The organism is Lysinibacillus alkalisoli (assembly GCF_014643595.1).
Lineage (GTDB): Bacteria > Bacillota > Bacilli > Bacillales_A > Planococcaceae > Metalysinibacillus > Metalysinibacillus alkalisoli.
In genome coordinates this window covers 11781-28405 of record NZ_BMJT01000001.1, presented here as the reverse complement: position 1 = coordinate 28405, position 16625 = coordinate 11781, and the positions used below count along the sequence as shown (strand labels likewise).

At 37.4% G+C, this 16625-nt stretch carries 16 protein-coding genes; all 16 read right to left on the bottom strand.

Annotated elements, in window-relative coordinates; all coding sequences use genetic code 11:
* Nucleotides 1-118: 118 nt before the first annotated feature.
* The gene (locus tag IEW44_RS00135; protein ID WP_188612988.1) at nucleotides 119-385 is read right to left on the bottom strand and encodes a metal-sensitive transcriptional regulator; all 267 of its coding nucleotides are present in this window, start codon (nucleotides 383-385) and stop codon (nucleotides 119-121) included.
* A gap of 103 nt (nucleotides 386-488) precedes the next feature.
* Nucleotides 489-1211: a 5-oxoprolinase subunit PxpA gene (locus IEW44_RS00130; RefSeq protein ID WP_188612987.1), complete on the bottom strand. Its 723-nt coding sequence runs from the start codon at nucleotides 1209-1211 to the stop codon at nucleotides 489-491.
* A gap of 4 nt (nucleotides 1212-1215) precedes the next feature.
* On the bottom strand, nucleotides 1216-2076 hold the full coding sequence (locus IEW44_RS00125) for a 5-oxoprolinase subunit C family protein (RefSeq protein ID WP_188612986.1): 861 nt from the start codon (nucleotides 2074-2076) through the stop codon (nucleotides 1216-1218).
* A 3-nt stretch (nucleotides 2077-2079) separates the two neighbouring features.
* Nucleotides 2080-2772 (bottom strand): 5-oxoprolinase subunit PxpB, encoded by a 693-nt coding sequence (gene pxpB, locus IEW44_RS00120; protein WP_188612985.1) that lies wholly within the window; start codon nucleotides 2770-2772, stop codon nucleotides 2080-2082.
* Entirely contained in the window at nucleotides 2756-3370 is a 615-nt protein-coding gene (locus IEW44_RS00115; RefSeq protein ID WP_188612984.1) for a pyroglutamyl-peptidase I, read from the bottom strand. The genes pxpB and IEW44_RS00115 overlap by 17 nt, the downstream gene beginning before the upstream one ends.
* On the bottom strand, nucleotides 3367-6132 hold the full coding sequence (locus tag IEW44_RS00110) for a M14 family metallopeptidase (RefSeq protein WP_188612983.1): 2766 nt from the start codon (nucleotides 6130-6132) through the stop codon (nucleotides 3367-3369). Before IEW44_RS00110 ends, IEW44_RS00115 begins: the two co-directional genes overlap by 4 nt.
* A gap of 17 nt (nucleotides 6133-6149) precedes the next feature.
* Nucleotides 6150-7046, bottom strand: coding sequence for an ABC transporter permease (locus IEW44_RS00105; RefSeq protein WP_188612982.1), 897 nt, complete (start codon nucleotides 7044-7046; stop codon nucleotides 6150-6152).
* A 6-nt stretch (nucleotides 7047-7052) separates the two neighbouring features.
* Nucleotides 7053-7979, bottom strand: a complete 927-nt coding sequence (gene nikB / locus IEW44_RS00100) for a nickel ABC transporter permease (protein WP_188612981.1) — start codon at nucleotides 7977-7979, stop codon at nucleotides 7053-7055.
* A gap of 61 nt (nucleotides 7980-8040) precedes the next feature.
* A complete protein-coding gene (locus IEW44_RS00095) occupies nucleotides 8041-9612 on the bottom strand; it encodes an ABC transporter substrate-binding protein (RefSeq protein WP_188612980.1) in 1572 nt (523 codons plus the stop codon).
* A gap of 34 nt (nucleotides 9613-9646) precedes the next feature.
* Entirely contained in the window at nucleotides 9647-10438 is a 792-nt protein-coding gene (locus tag IEW44_RS00090; RefSeq protein WP_188612979.1) for an IclR family transcriptional regulator, read from the bottom strand.
* Nucleotides 10435-11412: an ABC transporter ATP-binding protein gene (locus IEW44_RS00085; RefSeq protein WP_188612978.1), complete on the bottom strand. Its 978-nt coding sequence runs from the start codon at nucleotides 11410-11412 to the stop codon at nucleotides 10435-10437. The genes IEW44_RS00090 and IEW44_RS00085 overlap by 4 nt, the downstream gene beginning before the upstream one ends.
* A gap of 17 nt (nucleotides 11413-11429) precedes the next feature.
* Nucleotides 11430-12392 carry an ABC transporter ATP-binding protein gene (locus IEW44_RS00080; protein ID WP_188612977.1) on the bottom strand — a complete coding sequence of 321 codons (963 nt, stop codon included), beginning with the start codon at nucleotides 12390-12392 and terminating at the stop codon, nucleotides 11430-11432.
* 233 nt (nucleotides 12393-12625) lie between these two features.
* Nucleotides 12626-13498: a glycine betaine ABC transporter substrate-binding protein gene (locus tag IEW44_RS00075; RefSeq protein WP_229704119.1), complete on the bottom strand. Its 873-nt coding sequence runs from the start codon at nucleotides 13496-13498 to the stop codon at nucleotides 12626-12628.
* 64 nt (nucleotides 13499-13562) lie between these two features.
* Complete coding sequence (locus IEW44_RS00070) at nucleotides 13563-14465, bottom strand: glycine betaine ABC transporter substrate-binding protein (RefSeq protein ID WP_188612975.1); 903 nt, start codon at nucleotides 14463-14465, stop codon at nucleotides 13563-13565.
* Nucleotides 14466-14480: 15 nt separating this feature from the next.
* The gene (locus IEW44_RS00065) at nucleotides 14481-15332 is read right to left on the bottom strand and encodes an ABC transporter permease (RefSeq protein WP_188612974.1); all 852 of its coding nucleotides are present in this window, start codon (nucleotides 15330-15332) and stop codon (nucleotides 14481-14483) included.
* Nucleotides 15332-16519, bottom strand: coding sequence for a quaternary amine ABC transporter ATP-binding protein (locus IEW44_RS00060; RefSeq protein ID WP_229704118.1), 1188 nt, complete (start codon nucleotides 16517-16519; stop codon nucleotides 15332-15334). The genes IEW44_RS00065 and IEW44_RS00060 overlap by 1 nt, the downstream gene beginning before the upstream one ends.
* Between the last annotated feature and the right edge of the window lie 106 nt (nucleotides 16520-16625).

The following is a 16625-nucleotide window of genomic DNA, read 5'->3' as shown; positions in this document are numbered from 1 at the left end:
TAAATCAAAACACTTCAGCATTTCACATTAGTAGCTAGCTTATATTTTCCTTATAAAGTTAATTCAACATAAAAAACATGCACTCGTTTGCAAACAAGCACATGTCAATTGAGTTTTGTTATCTACTTTTAACAACAAGGTTCATCGCTTCTTTAATCATTTCATTTACTTTCTCATCGTCGCCGTCTGCATTGCGTACACATTCTAATAAATTTTGACTGACAATTACACCCACTGTACGATCAACTGCTGAACGCACTGCTGATAGTTGAGTAATGACCGATTTGCAATCTTGTTCTTCATTCATCATTTTTAAAATACCACGTAATTGTCCTTCCATACGTTTCACACGATTTTTGATTTGGTCATCATATTCATAACTCATCTTATTCACTCCTCACACTTCATAACGCGTATTCTTTCCTATATTATATCATGCCAATAAAAAAGCACCTAGTAGGCACAAATTAGCCTACTAGGTACCTGGTTTATCGTTGTTGTAATTGGTATACTTCTTTAGCAAAAGCTAATGCATGAGCGCCATCACCATGAATACAAATGGTTTGTGCATTCACGGTTAATATTTCATTAGTTATCGTTTGTACTTGGCTATGTTTGATTAAACGTTCAACATGTTGAAGCATGTACGCTTCATCTTCAATCATGGCATTATGTTGCTGACGACTCACTAATGAACCATCTGCGTTATAGTTACGATCGGCAAATACTTCTTCATAAACGGCTAAACCTTGAGCCTTTGCTAACTTTGCCATCTTGCTACCTGAGAGGCAATACAATATTAGTTTAGGATTAAAATCCAAAATCGCTGCAATAATAGCATTAGCCATCGTTTCATCATTAGCACTTTGATTGTATAAGGCCCCGTGGGGTTTGACATGATGTAATGTCCCACCTGCTACTTGTACAAAGCCTTGTAATGCACCCATTTGATACATCATCAAGGCATAGATTTCTTGAGCAGATAATGTCATAGCACGCCGTCCAAAACCTTGTAAATCAGGATAACCAGGGTGTGCACCAATATTTACTTGATGTTTTAATGCTTGTTGTACTGTCTTTTGCATCACCATAGGGTCGCCTGCATGAAAACCACATGCGATATTAACGGATGTCACATAAGGTAAAATAGCTTCATTATGGGCTAACGTATAAGCACCAAAACTCTCGCCAAAATCACAATTAATATCCATCTCCTCACTCCTTCACCCATTCAAATTGTAACGACTCATACGTTTTCAATTGAGCTACAATAGCTAAATCAGCTTCATGTACAGTAGCAATAATAGGATAACCGCCTACCGTTTGTGCATCAGCCATTAAAATAATAGGCTGCCCACTTGTAGGCACTTGAATGGTGCCAAATTGTGTGGATTCTGATAAAATTTCGCGTGGAGAGGCTAATGTTAACATCTCACCGCTAAAATAATACCCCATACGATTACCACCTGTGTATTGATAACTTGTTGTGAGAAGTGCTTCTCTGCTTGTTGTGGTAAATAACTCATAATGCACACCAGGATAAATGCGCACCTTTTTACAGGAGAAGTTAGGCAATGCCTTACCCCAAATCCCTCGGCGTGGCTCTATTTTTCTACAGATTTGACTAGTTAATACCATGCCACGCATAATCGGTAAACCGATATTCCCCTTCTCATAAGCTGAACGACTACCTAAAGTTAATGGTGCCTCAAATCCACCTATCGTATGCAAATAGACAATAGAACCTTGTTGCACCGTTTTTATCGTTAATTCATCCCCTGCATACAAAGTAAATGTTACCCACATCGCAATTGGTTCACCATTTAATAAACAAATCGCTGGTGCTCCTGTCATCACATAGGACTGCGTAGTTAAAGCCTCAAAACAAAAGCCACCTATAAAAATTTCTAACGCTACAGCATTGGTATCATTTTGTAAAATTTCATTGCCAAGTTGATAAGATGTAGCATCCATAGGGCCAGAAGTAGGTATGCCATAGTTACGATAGCCAAATCGTCCTTGATCTTGCAAAGAGCCAAATACGCCTACTTTCTTTACTCGTAATAATCGTGCCATCAACTACAACTCTTTTCTTAACAAATTCTCATACTCTTTTTTGGTAATACGTTCTAATTTCACTTGCTGATTTGGTTTGATTAAAAAATGAGGTGTCCGTTTTGGATGAAATAAAGCGATGGGTGTGCGTCCGATAATATTCCATCCACCTGGCGAATCAATCGGATATATCCCTGTTTGCTCGCCACCTATCCCTACTGTACCTGCTACCACATGTTTCCTTGGCACTTCTAAGCGCGGCATATGTAATCGCTCATCTAATACACCCAAATAGGGGAAACCAGGTAAAAAACCCATTAAGAAAACGTCATAAACGGGCTTACTATGGCGTTCAATAATCGCTTCATAACTTAATTTTGTATACGTCATAATACGTTCCATATCAAGTGCAAACTCCTCGTCATAACAGACAGGGATCGTAATGCTTTGCACTTTTTCGTTATGTTGGCTCCCTTGCCACTCTACCCAATATTGTGGCATTTGTTGCACTGGCAATGTCGTATCTTGTAAAAAAACAGTAACTGTATGATAACTTGGGACAATTTCTCTAATTTGAGGTGCATAATGTGTCTGTAAAAACATTGTAAAACTACGCACTAAAGCTAAGTTATTTTGAGAGACTTCTTCTTGAAAAGCAAAACGTAATGTATGGCCATTAACATACATATAAGTGGGAAAATCAACGTTTAGCTTCACGAACGCTCTCCTCAATACAAAGCTTCACAGCATCAACTAAATCACGTGTATGCCATCCTGGAATTCTGCCGTGTGCAATAGATAACTCAAAGTTAGCTGGAATATGGATAAAACCTGCTAAAACAGCATCTCGTGATTTAGCATAACGAATTCCCTCATACATAATGTTATTACACAAATAAGTACCTGCTGAGTTAGATATGGTTGAAGGATAGCCTGCCTCTTTTAAAGTATTCACCATATTTCTAATTGGTAAATTTGTAAAATGACCATCTGCCTCACCCGTATAAATCGCTTCATCTATAGGTGTGTATCCATTGTTATCTGGCTCGCCATCTTTAACATTAATCGCGATGCGCTCTGGTGTAATTTTATAACGCCCTCCTGCTAAACCAAGTGAAATAATAATAGATGGGTTCACTTCTTCAATATATTGCTGAAATTGTGTTGCAGACTGTTCAAAGTCCACAACCATCGTACGACTCACAACCTCATATCCATCTATTGTTAAACCATTTAAAGCTTCAACAACTTGCATAGTAGGGTTTACTTTGTAATCTAAGAAGGGTTCAAAACCCGTCAATAATATTTTTGTCATGCTTCTCTCTCCTTTAACACAATAGGTCGTTGTTTATTCCACATTGCTTCACCTTTTATTACAGGTGTTTCATATACTTGTTGGATAATAGCCCAATTGAATAAGTATTGTGCTTCTATACAACTTGTTAACTCATCACCATACACGACTTCATCTGCTGCCTCCGAAATAACATCGGCTGCTACCCATTTGGGATAACGTAAGATGGATACAGAGGGATAGGTTGGTGTCACAGTAGCCTCTTGATAAAAATTAATATTGCCCATCGCTTCAACAGGATACTTGGTTTCATTCCATGCTGTACCGTACTTTTCAAACCTTGAACGCCAATATTCATTTTCTTGTGCGAATGGCGTATTAGCAAAAATTGTATTAATTTGAGTAGCAATACTGGCTAAATTCACTTGATGTCGATGTGTGTAATCACTATTGCCATAACGACCAATTCCATAGATTTTAGCGCTTGGCAAATTATAAGATACAGGGAATAAGGGTGGCGTTGTATAACCTGCAAAAGGTTGAACCCACTCATGTGCGGGTATACCATGATTATCAATAATAATGTCTGGTGCCCATCGTTTAAGCATAGTAGGTACTACTGCTGCCTCACCAAAAATACTTTCCTTAAATTTCATATGAGCAAACTCTAAGCCAACAGCATTAAATCGTGCCGCATGATGCTTCCATTCAGGGTGTTCTTCACAAAGCTCCTGTAATAAATGAGCACCATCCGGGTTTGCCATAGGTATGATAATAAAATTGAGGCGCTCTAAGTAATGGGCATGCGTTGTTTGAAGTTGCTCTAATAATAAAGAGACTGCAGGAGTGCTAGAAACTTCATTGGCATGATGCCCTGCTTCAATAAGAACCGTATGTTTATACGTTGTTTTCTTTAATGGTGAATAATACGTCCCCCCTAAACGCTGAGTAACTTCTACTACTGGAATTAACTCCCCTAAATAAGATTGATGATGCTGTGTAATAGTTGCACAAGTATAACTCTCAACTTGTTGATACCATTGATTCTTATTCATTTTTGCTTCTTTAACTACCACTCCATGCGACATACCATCTAATGTATAATATGCTCTTAACATTTTGCCTGTGTTATCACATGTAATACGATGTGTAATCATTCTTTTTGGTGTCTCATTTTGCCAATCATAACGGATAATTCTAGCATGCGTCTCTTCATACATGTTAGTATTGATATGAATGTATGGTACTACACCGCCAGGAGCTGTATACGGAGCTTGCTGCTGCTTTATGCCTAACTGTTTAAAATAGTGTAATGTATTAAAATATACATCCTCATACAAAGCTTCAAATGAAGAGTTACGCTCTGACTTCACAGGGATACGCTCTTCAATACCACTTGATGTATAATGAATTGCCAATTTATTAAATAAAGGCTTAACCGTTCCTGCACCCTCGTCATAAACCAGTTGCTGTGCAAGTTTCGGCAAATATTCCTCTGTATATTTACGATAAAATAACTCTCTATCTGTTGCCATAATTGTAGGCGTACCATCTAAACAATAACCCGCTGTTGTTGGACTAACTGTATGATGCCCATCAATATAGGGGAAAGTTTGGCATAGAGGTGTAAGTTGGGCATAATCTTCACCATTGATCCTAATATGATAAACATCCTCTTGCATGTTGTTAAGTTCAAACTGAATTGCGTCTTTCTCAATGCCATACTGAGTAGCAATCATTTCATCTACAGGATACATTTCCATAATCCAGCGATTATTTAACTCTAAGCCTCGTTCACAATCACCTGTTTTACATATAATTTCTATCTTTTTAATGGTTTGTGAATAACTTGGCAACACTTCTTCTAACAACCAATAATACCCTGTTTTAAAGGCTGACCTTACACATATCTTTTCAATGTCATTGTACTGCCTAATTGTCTGTTGAAACACTTGACGTTGTGATTGGTCTAATGTCATATAAACATTAAGTTGCGTACCTTCTAACCCCTGTAATTCATGTAAAAGACGTGTTGCCTCAGATGGTGCATGCCAAACTGTCTCTTCTGAAGGTTGAATCTCACGTTGTAATTGTCGCTCCCATACACCAAGTAGTCCACCTTCACCAACATGGTGTTCTTGTGCTATTTTTGCTACTACGTTAGGCAATGTTGCAACACCACCTGTAAATAAAATGGTATTCACATCTTGTAATTGTATAGTATTTTCTGTTGTTATGCGATAAATAAAAGTGCTATGACTACTGCGTTTTTCACTTACTGGTAAAGTGAGAGAAGTATGATACAAACCTAAACGTAAGACAAAATAACAAATATTTTTCAACATAGACACCGTATATAACTCATTATCAATACTAATATCTAGATGTTGAGTAGGTGTAGCTTCTTTTTTCATACCCGTTCCTATTGCTGACCAAAGATCTGTTAAGCTCTCATAAACAGGTAACTCATGTTGCTCTGTACAAGAGGATTGATAATATTGTGCTTGTTCATAAAATAGTTGTGACAATTTTTCGTTATCGGTATATTGAAAAATAAAATGATGACCCTTTTTAATAATTTGATTTATTGTTGTTTGTTCTACTGTAATCTGATACTTTTGCCCACAATCTTCAAAAAGATTAAAGCTAATCTCTTCTGAGGCAACACCTAATGCGCTACAAAAATCAATCAACCCTGCAATATAGGGTTGGTCTTGCGTTAATTTAATATAAACAGAAGGCATGCCTGTTTGTGTAATATCAGCTATAATATTGTATCGCATAATACACCCCTTATTTATTACATATTTGGATCTAATCGGTCACGTAACCAATCCCCTAAAAGATTGAAACCAAGTACTGTCATCATAATTGCTACACCTGGAAATACCGCTGTCCACCATGCTGTTGTTACATAGTTACGACTATCTGCCAACATTCCTCCCCATGAGGGAATTGTTGGGTCTACTCCCAATCCTAAAAATGTTAGAGAAGCTTCTAGTAAAATAAATTCCGCAATATACATCGTTGCTAATACAATAATAGAAGAAGCTACGTTAGGTAAAATATGTTTCATAATAATTTTGATATGTGTACCACCAATAGCTTTTGCTGCCTGAATATATTCTTGCTCCTTAAGAGATAATATTTCACCTCTTATTAAACGTGCAAAGCCAACCCAATAGGTAAGCCCTAATATAATAATGATTTTTTCAATACCTGTTCCTAATGCACTCATAATCACAATAGCAAATAACATAAAGGGGAAAGCCAATTGAATATCAGCGATGCGCATAATAAAATCATCAAACCATTTGCCAAAATAACCTGCAATAACGCCTAAAAAAGTACCTAAGACTAGTGAAATCAGTACACCAGAAATACTGACAATTAACGAAATTTGCGCACCATAAATAATGCGACTTAATAAATCACGCCCTACTTGGTCGCCACCTAAAAGATATTGCGACTTACCTGTATCATCCAACCACATAGGTACATCTAAACGATGAGCTAAATCCGCTTTACTCGCATCAAATGGTGCAATAACACCTGCAAATAATGCGGTAAATATAGCTATCGAGACTAAAATAATGCCTAATACTCCTGTAGGATTTTTCACAATAAATTTCCCAATACGCTTCCCTAGTGAGGGCTTTATCTTTTTCATATCTTTATTTTCTGTCACTTGTACCATAAACGATCAGCCTCTCCCTGTACGTATTCTTGGATTAATAATGGAATAACTTAAATCAACGAGTAAATTAACAACGACCATAACGATTGCTAAGACAATAACGCCACCTTGTACAACAGGATAGTCGCGCTGATTAATTGCATCTACAATTAACCGCCCAATACCTGGCCATGCAAATACCTGTTCCACAATAACTGCACCACCTAGTAATGCCCCAAATTGTAATCCCATGAAAGTAACAGTTGGCAATAATGCATTGCGAAATGCATGTTTAATAATGACAACCCAATCTTTAATACCTTTTGATTTAGCTGTTGTAATGTATTGCATCTTTAAAACGTCTAACATCGAAGAACGAATTAATCTTGCTAAAATACCAGATAAAATAAGCCCTAATGTTAAAGACGGTAAAATTAATGCTGAAAAACTATCAAAACCTGATGCTGGTAACCATTTCAAAGATACAGAGAAAATTAAAATTAACATAATACCTAGCCAAAAGTTAGGGAATGAAATACCGATTAATGAAAAGATACGCCCAAAAATGTCTACAGATTTTCCTTTTTTAACTGCAGAAATAATCCCTACAGGAAACGCAATCAATACAGCAACAACCATGCCACCCATTGCTAATAAAAATGTTGGCCAAGCTCGTTCTAAGATCAAATCTAATACGGGCTGATTAGAACGATAAGAAACACCTAAATCAAACTGCACTAAATCTTTCATAAAAATGAAATATTGCTCTGGTAAAGATTTATCCAGACCTAACTTTTCTGTAATTTGCTCTACTGCCTCTTTTGTTGGCTCTCCAGCGCCAAACATAACTGTGACAGGATCTCCAGTTAAGCGTATTGCAAAGAATATAATCATTGAAATTGCAATGATTACTAGCAGTGTATGCAACAATCTTTTCATAATGTACTTTGCCATTATTTCAACCCCTTATTATTAAATAAAGAGATAGTATGTTTTCATACTATCTCCTCGACAATTATTTTACGGACACACCTGCAAAATTCATGCGATCATCATGTGGTGGTACAAAACCTTCTACACGTTTATTAATTGCGTATAAATCGACTACTGAATATAAATTAACTTCAGGTGCATCTTCATAAAGCACTTCTGTCAACTCTTTGAAGATAGCTTCACGTTTAGCATTGTCCGTACTTTGACGTTGTTCTGATAATAGTTTTTCTACTTTTTCATTTTTATATGATGGATTCCAAAATTCGCCTTCATGATACATTAAATAAGCTGTATTATCGAAGTCTAATGTCCAGCCACCCCACCCATTACGATACATGTGACCTACTTCACCTTTTGGAATTAAATCTGAGTTCATTGTAGTAGAATCCGCTGTTTTAATTTCTACTTTTAAGCCAACCTCTTCTAAGTAATGCGAAACAACTTGAGCAATTTCTTTGAAGTTGCCATCATTACCTGGTAAATAAAACTCTAATGTTGTATCAGCAGGTACTTTTGCTTCTGCTAACAATGCTTTTGCTTTTTCTGGGTCATATGGATACGGGTCTAAATCTTTGTTATAGCCAAAGGAATATTCACTTTGGAAAGAACTAATTTGTTTACCATAACCACCTAAAATCGTTTCAATAATACTCTCTTTATCAATTGCATAGTTAATCGCTTGACGAACACGTTTATCGTCTACAGGAGCTTTAGCTGTATCAAAGCGAATCGCATAAGCTGTTGGTGTACCCACTTCAAGTAACTCTAAATAATCTTGTGCTTTAATGGTATCCACTTGTGCCACTTCTACACGTTTCATAATGTCAACTGAGCCTGATTGTAATTCAGCTAAACGGGTTGATGCTTCTGGGATAACTTTAAACGTGACTTTATCAACTTTATAAGCACCAGCATTCCAGTAAGCCTCATAACGTTCTAATACAGCTTGTTGATCACGTTTATATTCTGTCATCTTGTAAGGCCCTGTACCTACAGGGTTATTATTAAAGTGCTCATCGCCTTTTTCAGCAATATATTTCGGTGGTACAATTGACGCGCCATAACCTGCTAACTTTGTTAATAACACAGGGTCTACTTCTTTTAAATAAAATGTCACTTCATTGTCGCCAGTGATCTCCACTTTATCTATGGATTCATAATTGGCATATTGCGGACCTGCTTGCCCTTCTTCACCTAATAAACGGTCAAATGTAAATTTAACGGCCTCAGCGTTAAATGGTTCTCCATTTTGGAAAGTAACATTTTGACGTAGTTGGAAGACGAGTGTTTTATCATCTGTATACTCCCACGACTCTGCTAAACCAGGTCCTACCTCTAAATCTGTTGTACGATTAACTAACCCTTCAAAAATAGATGTTGCTACTGTACTCCAATCTAGTAAAAATGTATCGATTGGATCCCAATTCTGTGGATCACTTGATACAGCAATCACTAATTCATTTCCGCGAGAAACATCAGGCTCTTTACTTGAACCTTCTTTTTTGTTTGCATCCCCTTCACCTTTACCACCACATGCTGCTAGTACTAGCGTTAAACATGCCATGATGATGAACAATAACTTTTTCCCCTTCATGTTGCCAACTCCTTTGTCTATAAATGCTTTATTATTATTCCCCGTATGGATATGGGTGAGAATAACCTAAATCTTGTGATAATTTTGCTGCTGCTTGCCACATCTCTTGTAATAGTATGGGTACTTTATCTTTTGGTATCGTGGCTTCAATACCTGCCATACTAATCGAGTATTGTACGTTATTATCAGCATTAAAAATGGGTACTGCTAAGGCCACAGTGCCTTCTTCTAGTTCAGACACACTATAGGCATAACCTGTTAACTTGCTATTAGTTATTTGTGCTTTAATTTGTGCTTCATCTTGAGGTGTACCACTTGCAAACTTTGTACGCTTCTGTTGTAAGACAGCATTCACTTTTTCTTCATCTTGAAAAGCAAAAATAATACGTGAACATGCTCCTGCATACAAAGGAGCACGCCGGCCAATTTTAGTGTAAAGTAATACTGGATTTTGGCTTTCAACCTTTTCAATATACAAACCTTCTAAGCCATCCATATAAATTAACTGGACTGCTAATTTAAATTTGTCACGCAAAGCTGCCATATATGGTAATGCCATGCTCCTTATTTCAATTGAATTAGCAGAGACTGCACCTAATTCAATTAATTTGGGGCCTAAAAAATAATGATCTCCAGGTACCATCTTGTTGCCTACTAATTCATTTGGCCGACGCAAGAAACCAACATCTGTAAATGTTTTTAAAAAGCGTAAGAGCGTAGGCTTAGGGATCTTTGTAGCTTGTGCCATTTCATCTAAACGCCATGTTGGTCGCTCGTAGGTAAATAACGATAAGATATAGACACCCTTTTCTAATGTTTTACTCACTTATGCACCACGACCTCTTCTTCGTATAGTAAACATGACACTTGATGTTCTGGTTCATGCATTTGTAGCTGTGGGCTGTGCGTTTTACAAATTGCCATAACATTTGGGCAACGTGTGTGGAAAGTACAACCTGAAGGTGGGTTTGTTGGACTTGGAACATCGCCATGTAAAATAGTACGTTGTTTACTTTCATTGGGATGTGATTTTGGCAAAGCTGACAACAAAGCTTGAGTGTAAGGGTGTTTAGGATTAGTGAATAACTCATGTTTATCTGCTACCTCGACTAATTTACCTAAATACATTACACCTATGCGGTCACAAAAGTGATGGACAACATTTAAATCATGTGAAATAAAGATAAAAGTCAAATCAAATCTCTCATTCAAATCCTTCATAATATTTAATACTTGGGATTGAATAGACACATCGAGAGCTGATACTGGCTCATCTGCAATAATTAATTTAGGATTTGATACTAACGCTCTGGCAATCCCAATACGTTGACGTTGACCACCCGAAAACTCATGAGGATAACGCTCCAACTGCTTTTCTGTTAAGCCTACTTGTTTGGCCACTTCGTACACACGTTCTTTACGACTTTGTTTCGTACCTGTATTAAAGTTAATTAAGGGCTCCTCAATAATATTGAAAACTTTCATCCTTGGATTTAATGACGCAAATGGGTCTTGGAATACAATTTGCATATCTTGCCGTTTTTGTCTCATTTGTTTCGCAGGTAGCTGTGCAATATCTTCACCTTCTAGCCACACTTCTCCTGCAGTTGGTTCGATTAAACGAATCAATGATTTCCCCATTGTTGACTTACCACAACCTGATTCACCCACGATGCCAAAAATCTCACCTTTGTTCACATGAAAAGACACATCATCCACTGCTTTTAATACATGATTTTTGCCATGGCCTGTCTCATAATATTTTTTTAAATGTTTAACCTCTATCAATGGTTTTGTCATTTCAACCTCTCCTAACCTCACTGATGATAAAGCCAGCATTTTACCTTTTGATTATCTACAACAATAAACTCAGGTTGCACTAGGCATTTTTCATGTGCCGCTGGGCATCGCTCATAAAAGCGACAGCCAGATGGCATATCTGCCGGTGCTGGTACCACACCCTCAATTGTCTCTAAGCGCTCTTTCTCGTTATTAATATTAGGTAATGAATTAAGTAACCCTTTTGTATAGGGATGTTTTGGTTGGTCAAATAAGTCAGCGACAGAAGCTTCTTCTACAACCTCACCTGCATACATCACGATAACGCGATCACAAACTTCAGCAATAACGCCTAAATCATGTGTAATTAATACAATTGACATATCCATTTTGGCTTGAATACTTTTCATTAACTCTAGAATTTGTGCCTGTATCGTTACATCTAACGCTGTGGTAGGTTCATCTGCAATAAGGATTTCTGGATTACAAGAAAGAGCCATAGCAATCATGACACGTTGACGCATCCCGCCTGATAATTGGTGCGGGTATTCATCCACTACTTTGTCTGGTCTAGGAATCCCTACTAATGTCAGCATTTCTATCGCTCTTACTCTCGCTTCTTTTTTAGAAATTGTTTCGTGATTGCGAATCATTTCTATAATTTGATTCCCTATTTTATACACAGGGTTTAATGAACTCATGGGCTCTTGGAAAATCATCGCTATTTTTTTACCTCGTATTTTGCGCCATTCTTTTTGAGATGTCACATTTAAGGGGTTACCATCTAATAACACCTCACCACCCTGCCAATGAATACCACTTGGTAACAAGCCCATTAGAGAGAAAGAAGTCATACTCTTACCACAACCTGACTCTCCTACAATGCCAAGCGTCTCGCCTTGCTGTAATTGAAATGACACACCATTTACAATTGGCACATCCACTTTATCTTCTGTGAAACCTACTTTTAGGTCAGAAACTTTCAACACTTCTGTTGCCATACAAACACCCCTCAATTCCCTTATGTTACACATTTTACGTTCCATATATTGAAACGACGTTTTATTTATTGAATCATTTTTTAAAAGCATACAAAAAAATGATAACGTTTGCAATAATATTTCTGAAAATTTTATTATTTTATAAAATTAAAACTTTAATAGAATACTATTAATTTACACAAAAAGACATAAAATCGAATAATACGATTTTATGTCCTTCCATTTATTTTATGCTATTTTGTCCACTCTTTTACTTTATCTTCATTATCATCTACCCATTTACGAGCCGCTTCTTTTGCATCCATGCCATCAGCAATGTCTAACATTACTTCCCCAATATCTTCTGGTGTCCAGTAAAAATTATCTAGCACTTTAAAAGCTTCTGGTTGGTCTTTATCTAATTGTAATCTTGTTATTGTATGGATAGCTTCGTCGCCACCATATACATTTTCTGGATCATCCAAGTATTTCAAGTCGTATTTTGTGAATTTCCAGTGTGGTGACCAGCCTGTGACAACAATATCTTCTTTATTATTATATGCTTGTGTTAATGCTGCTGTCATTGCACCTGAAGAAGATGGCATAACTGTCCAATCTTTTAGGTTTGGATATTGGTCACTCAATGCCTCTGTCAACATCATCATATTAGCACCTGGTTCAATACCAGTAATCGTTTTACCTGCTTCATCTTTTAAATCCGCAATCGAATCTACATCCATATAGGCTGGTACAACAAGCCCTACTTTTGTTCCTTCTAAATTAGGTCCTAAATCCATCACATCATCTTTATACGTATCCATTTTTGGCCCATGCATCGTTGGCAGCCAACCTGCTACCATGGCATCTGTCTCGCCACTTGCTATAGACTCCCACATAATAGCGTTGTCTAAAGGCGTCACTGTTACTTTGTAGCCCATATCCTCTAAAACTGTTGCAATAACGTTTGTAGACGCTACTTCTGTATCCCACTCTACATACACTAACTCAAGTTCTTTATTAGTTTCTTCATCTGTTTTGCTTTCTGCTTCTTTATCATCCTTCTTATCCCCACAAGCACTTAGTACAAGCACTACTGTGAAAAATAAAGGTAACAACCATTTTTTCATATTCTTTTTAGCTCCTTTATCATAAAGAGCAGAAGACATATCGGCTTCTGCTCCTCTAAGATGTTTACTTCACGTCTTTTGTCCATTCGTCAACTTTATCTTGGTTTGCTTCAATCCAGTCTTTTGCAGCTTCTTTAGGGTCTTTCCCATCAGCTACTGCTAACATAACTTCTTCTAAGTCATCTGACGTCCAGTGGAATGCTTCTAATACTTTGTACGCATCAGGCATATCTTTTTCTAAATCTTTACGTGCAAATGTATTGATGGTCTCTTCACTACCAAATACACTCTCTGGATCTTCTAAATATTTTAAGTCAAATTTCGCGAACTTCCAGTGTGGTGACCAGCCTGTTACGATTACATCTTCCTCGTTTTCAATCGCTTGTTCTAATGCTACTGTCATCGCACCTGAAGAGGATGTTTGAACCGTCCAGCCATTTAAGTTGTCATATTCTTCAACGGCTTTTTCGGCTGCGCCTACTACACCTGCACCTGGCTCAATACCTGTAATTGTTTTGTTCGCCTCATCTTTTAAGTCTGCAATCGAGTTAACAGCCATGTATTCAGGTACTACAAGACCAATTTTAGCTCCTTTTAAGTTCTCGCCCACTTCAACCATATCATCTTTATATTTCTCATATTGGGCTTCATGTGTGTGTGGTAACCAAGCTGCTACCATAGCATCTGCCTCACCATTTGCTACAGCTTCCCACATTACGGCATTATCTAAAGGCGTTAATTCTACTTTATAGCCTAAATCTTCAAGCACTGCACCAACTACGTTTGTTGAAGCAATCTCTGTATCCCACTCCACATAGGCTAAGTTAATCTCTTTATTGTCGCTACTACCTTTACTGTCATCTGTTTTTTTATTATCGTCAGCTTTATCATCGCCACCACATGCTGCTAGTGCTAATGCTGCTGCCATTGTCATACTTGCTAGTGTAAATTTCTTATTCATTTTCATTACGGTCATCCCCTCTTATTTCTTCTGTTTATTTAAACTTTGTGTCAAGCGGTCTAAAATAATCGCTAAAATTACTAACGAGATCCCTGCAACAAAGCCTGCTCCCGCTTGTGAACGTTGTAATGCTGATACAACATTTCGACCAAGACCATCTGCACCAATCATGGAAGCAATTACTACCATAGAAAGAGCTAGCATTACGGTTTGGTTAATACCTGCCATTATCGTTGATTTAGCTAATGGTAATTCCACTTTAAATAGTTTTTGAGAAGCTGTACTACCAAAAGAATCGGTTGCTTCTACTAACTCCTTTGGCACTTGTCTAATACCGAGATTTGTCATACGTACTGTAGGTGGTAAGGCAAAGATAATCGAGGCAAATACCCCTGGTACTAAGCCAATACCAAAGAACGCTACTGCTGGGATCAAGTAAACAAAGGCAGGCATTGTCTGCATAAAGTCTAATATAGGTTTTATAATTTTTTCTGCAGTATCACTCTTAGCCATTAAAATACCCGTTGGGACACCTATAATGACAGATAGTAAACTTGCATAAATAACAAGGTTAAAAGTATCCATCAATTGTGGCCATAATCCTTGGTTATATACTAATAACAAGCCGAGTAAAGTAAAGATGGAAAGCCCAAACTTTTTACCTGTAATAAAAAAGGCTAATAAAACAAGGGCAATAATAAAGACAATAGCTGGCACATCTTTTAACCAATCAGCCGTTTGCTCCATCACGGCTTTCCCGTTGTCTTTAATAAAGGTAAAACTTGTGCGGAATGTCGTAGTCAACCATGACATAGCGTCATCCACCCATTCTGCTAATGGGATTTTATTCATCTTATCTAAGATCGAATCCATCATTCCACCTCCTCATTCTTCGCTAGCGCTTCAATTACAACACCACGAATAATGACACCTAATAAACGTTTGTCTTTCACAACTGCAACAGGTGTAGGTGAATCATAAATCACATTAAATACATCTTGAATTAATGTCTCTGGTGTAACTGTGTTGATATCTTGCTGTAAAACTTCAGAGAGGTTAGCCTTACCCTCTTTAGCAGCTTTTAATGCATCATCTGCTGTTACATAACCTTTTAAATTACGCTGACGATCAATCGCAAGTAATAGGCTGACTTCCTCTTCACGCATACGTTGTAGCGCTACTTTAGGTCCGTCATGGTCAATATTAATAGTAACAGGACGCACCATAATATTTTCCGCTGTTAATACTTTTGAACGGTCAACATCTTCTACGAAATTACGTACATAATCATTGGCAGGGCTTGTTAAAATCTCTTCACCAGTACCAATCTGCATAATTTGCCCATCCTTCATAATGGCAATACGGTCACCAATACGAAGTGCCTCATTCAAATCATGGGTAATAAAAACAATTGTTTTTTGGACATTTTCTTGTAGTTCAATGAGTTCATCTTGCATTTCTTTTCGGATTAAGGGGTCTAAAGCGGAGAATGCTTCATCCATTAACAAAATCTCTGGGTCGTTAGCTAAGGCACGTGCTAAACCTACACGTTGTTGCATACCGCCTGATAATTGATTTGGATATTGGTCTTTATAAGCAAGTAGGCCTGCGTTCTCTAACGCTTGCTCTGCTTTTTTACGGCGTGTTTCTTTGTCTTTCTTACGTATTTCAAGTCCATATTCCGTATTTTGAAGTAACGTACGATGTGGGAATAAGCCAAAGTTCTGAAAAACCATGCTCATTTTTTCGCGTCGCACTTTACGCAACTGCTCTTTATTCATTGTGGCAATATTAGCGCCATCAATATAGATATTACCGCTAGTCGGCTCGATCAGACGATTCAGTAAACGTACGAGTGTTGATTTACCACTGCCAGATAGACCCATAATAACGAAAATCTCACCTTCATTAACGGTGAAACTGGCATCGTAAACACCTACTGTAGCGCCCGTTTCTTTTAAAATATCTGTTTTACTGCGTTGCTCGCTCACTAAACGCGAGGCTTCTTTTATATTCCGCCCAAATATTTTGGACACATTTTCTACTTTTATTTTTTCCAAAAGCGACACTCCCTCTTCTTTTGCTCTTCTCTCTCTCAAACAAAAGTAACAACTTAACATTAACAAAAGGTTGTTACTTATGTCAATTTTATATTCCCTATTTTTA

Excerpts from the sequence above, each read along its gene's own strand:
- IEW44_RS00135 (WP_188612988.1), bottom strand. The coding sequence starts at position 385 with ATGAGTTATGAATATGATGACCAAATCAAAAATCGTGTGAAACGTATG.
- IEW44_RS00130 (WP_188612987.1), bottom strand. The coding sequence starts at position 1,211 with ATGGATATTAATTGTGATTTTGGCGAGAGTTTTGGTGCTTATACGTTA.
- IEW44_RS00125 (WP_188612986.1), bottom strand. The coding sequence starts at position 2,076 with ATGGCACGATTATTACGAGTAAAGAAAGTAGGCGTATTTGGCTCTTTG.
- IEW44_RS00115 (WP_188612984.1), bottom strand. The coding sequence starts at position 3,370 with ATGACAAAAATATTATTGACGGGTTTTGAACCCTTCTTAGATTACAAA.
- IEW44_RS00110 (WP_188612983.1), bottom strand. The coding sequence starts at position 6,132 with ATGCGATACAATATTATAGCTGATATTACACAAACAGGCATGCCTTCT.
- IEW44_RS00105 (WP_188612982.1), bottom strand. The coding sequence starts at position 7,046 with ATGGTACAAGTGACAGAAAATAAAGATATGAAAAAGATAAAGCCCTCA.
- nikB (WP_188612981.1), bottom strand. The coding sequence starts at position 7,979 with ATGGCAAAGTACATTATGAAAAGATTGTTGCATACACTGCTAGTAATC.
- IEW44_RS00095 (WP_188612980.1), bottom strand. The coding sequence starts at position 9,612 with ATGAAGGGGAAAAAGTTATTGTTCATCATCATGGCATGTTTAACGCTA.
- IEW44_RS00085 (WP_188612978.1), bottom strand. The coding sequence starts at position 11,412 with ATGACAAAACCATTGATAGAGGTTAAACATTTAAAAAAATATTATGAG.
- IEW44_RS00080 (WP_188612977.1), bottom strand. The coding sequence starts at position 12,392 with ATGGCAACAGAAGTGTTGAAAGTTTCTGACCTAAAAGTAGGTTTCACA.
- IEW44_RS00075 (WP_229704119.1), bottom strand. The coding sequence starts at position 13,498 with ATGAAAAAATGGTTGTTACCTTTATTTTTCACAGTAGTGCTTGTACTA.
- IEW44_RS00070 (WP_188612975.1), bottom strand. The coding sequence starts at position 14,465 with ATGAAAATGAATAAGAAATTTACACTAGCAAGTATGACAATGGCAGCA.
- IEW44_RS00065 (WP_188612974.1), bottom strand. The coding sequence starts at position 15,332 with ATGGATTCGATCTTAGATAAGATGAATAAAATCCCATTAGCAGAATGG.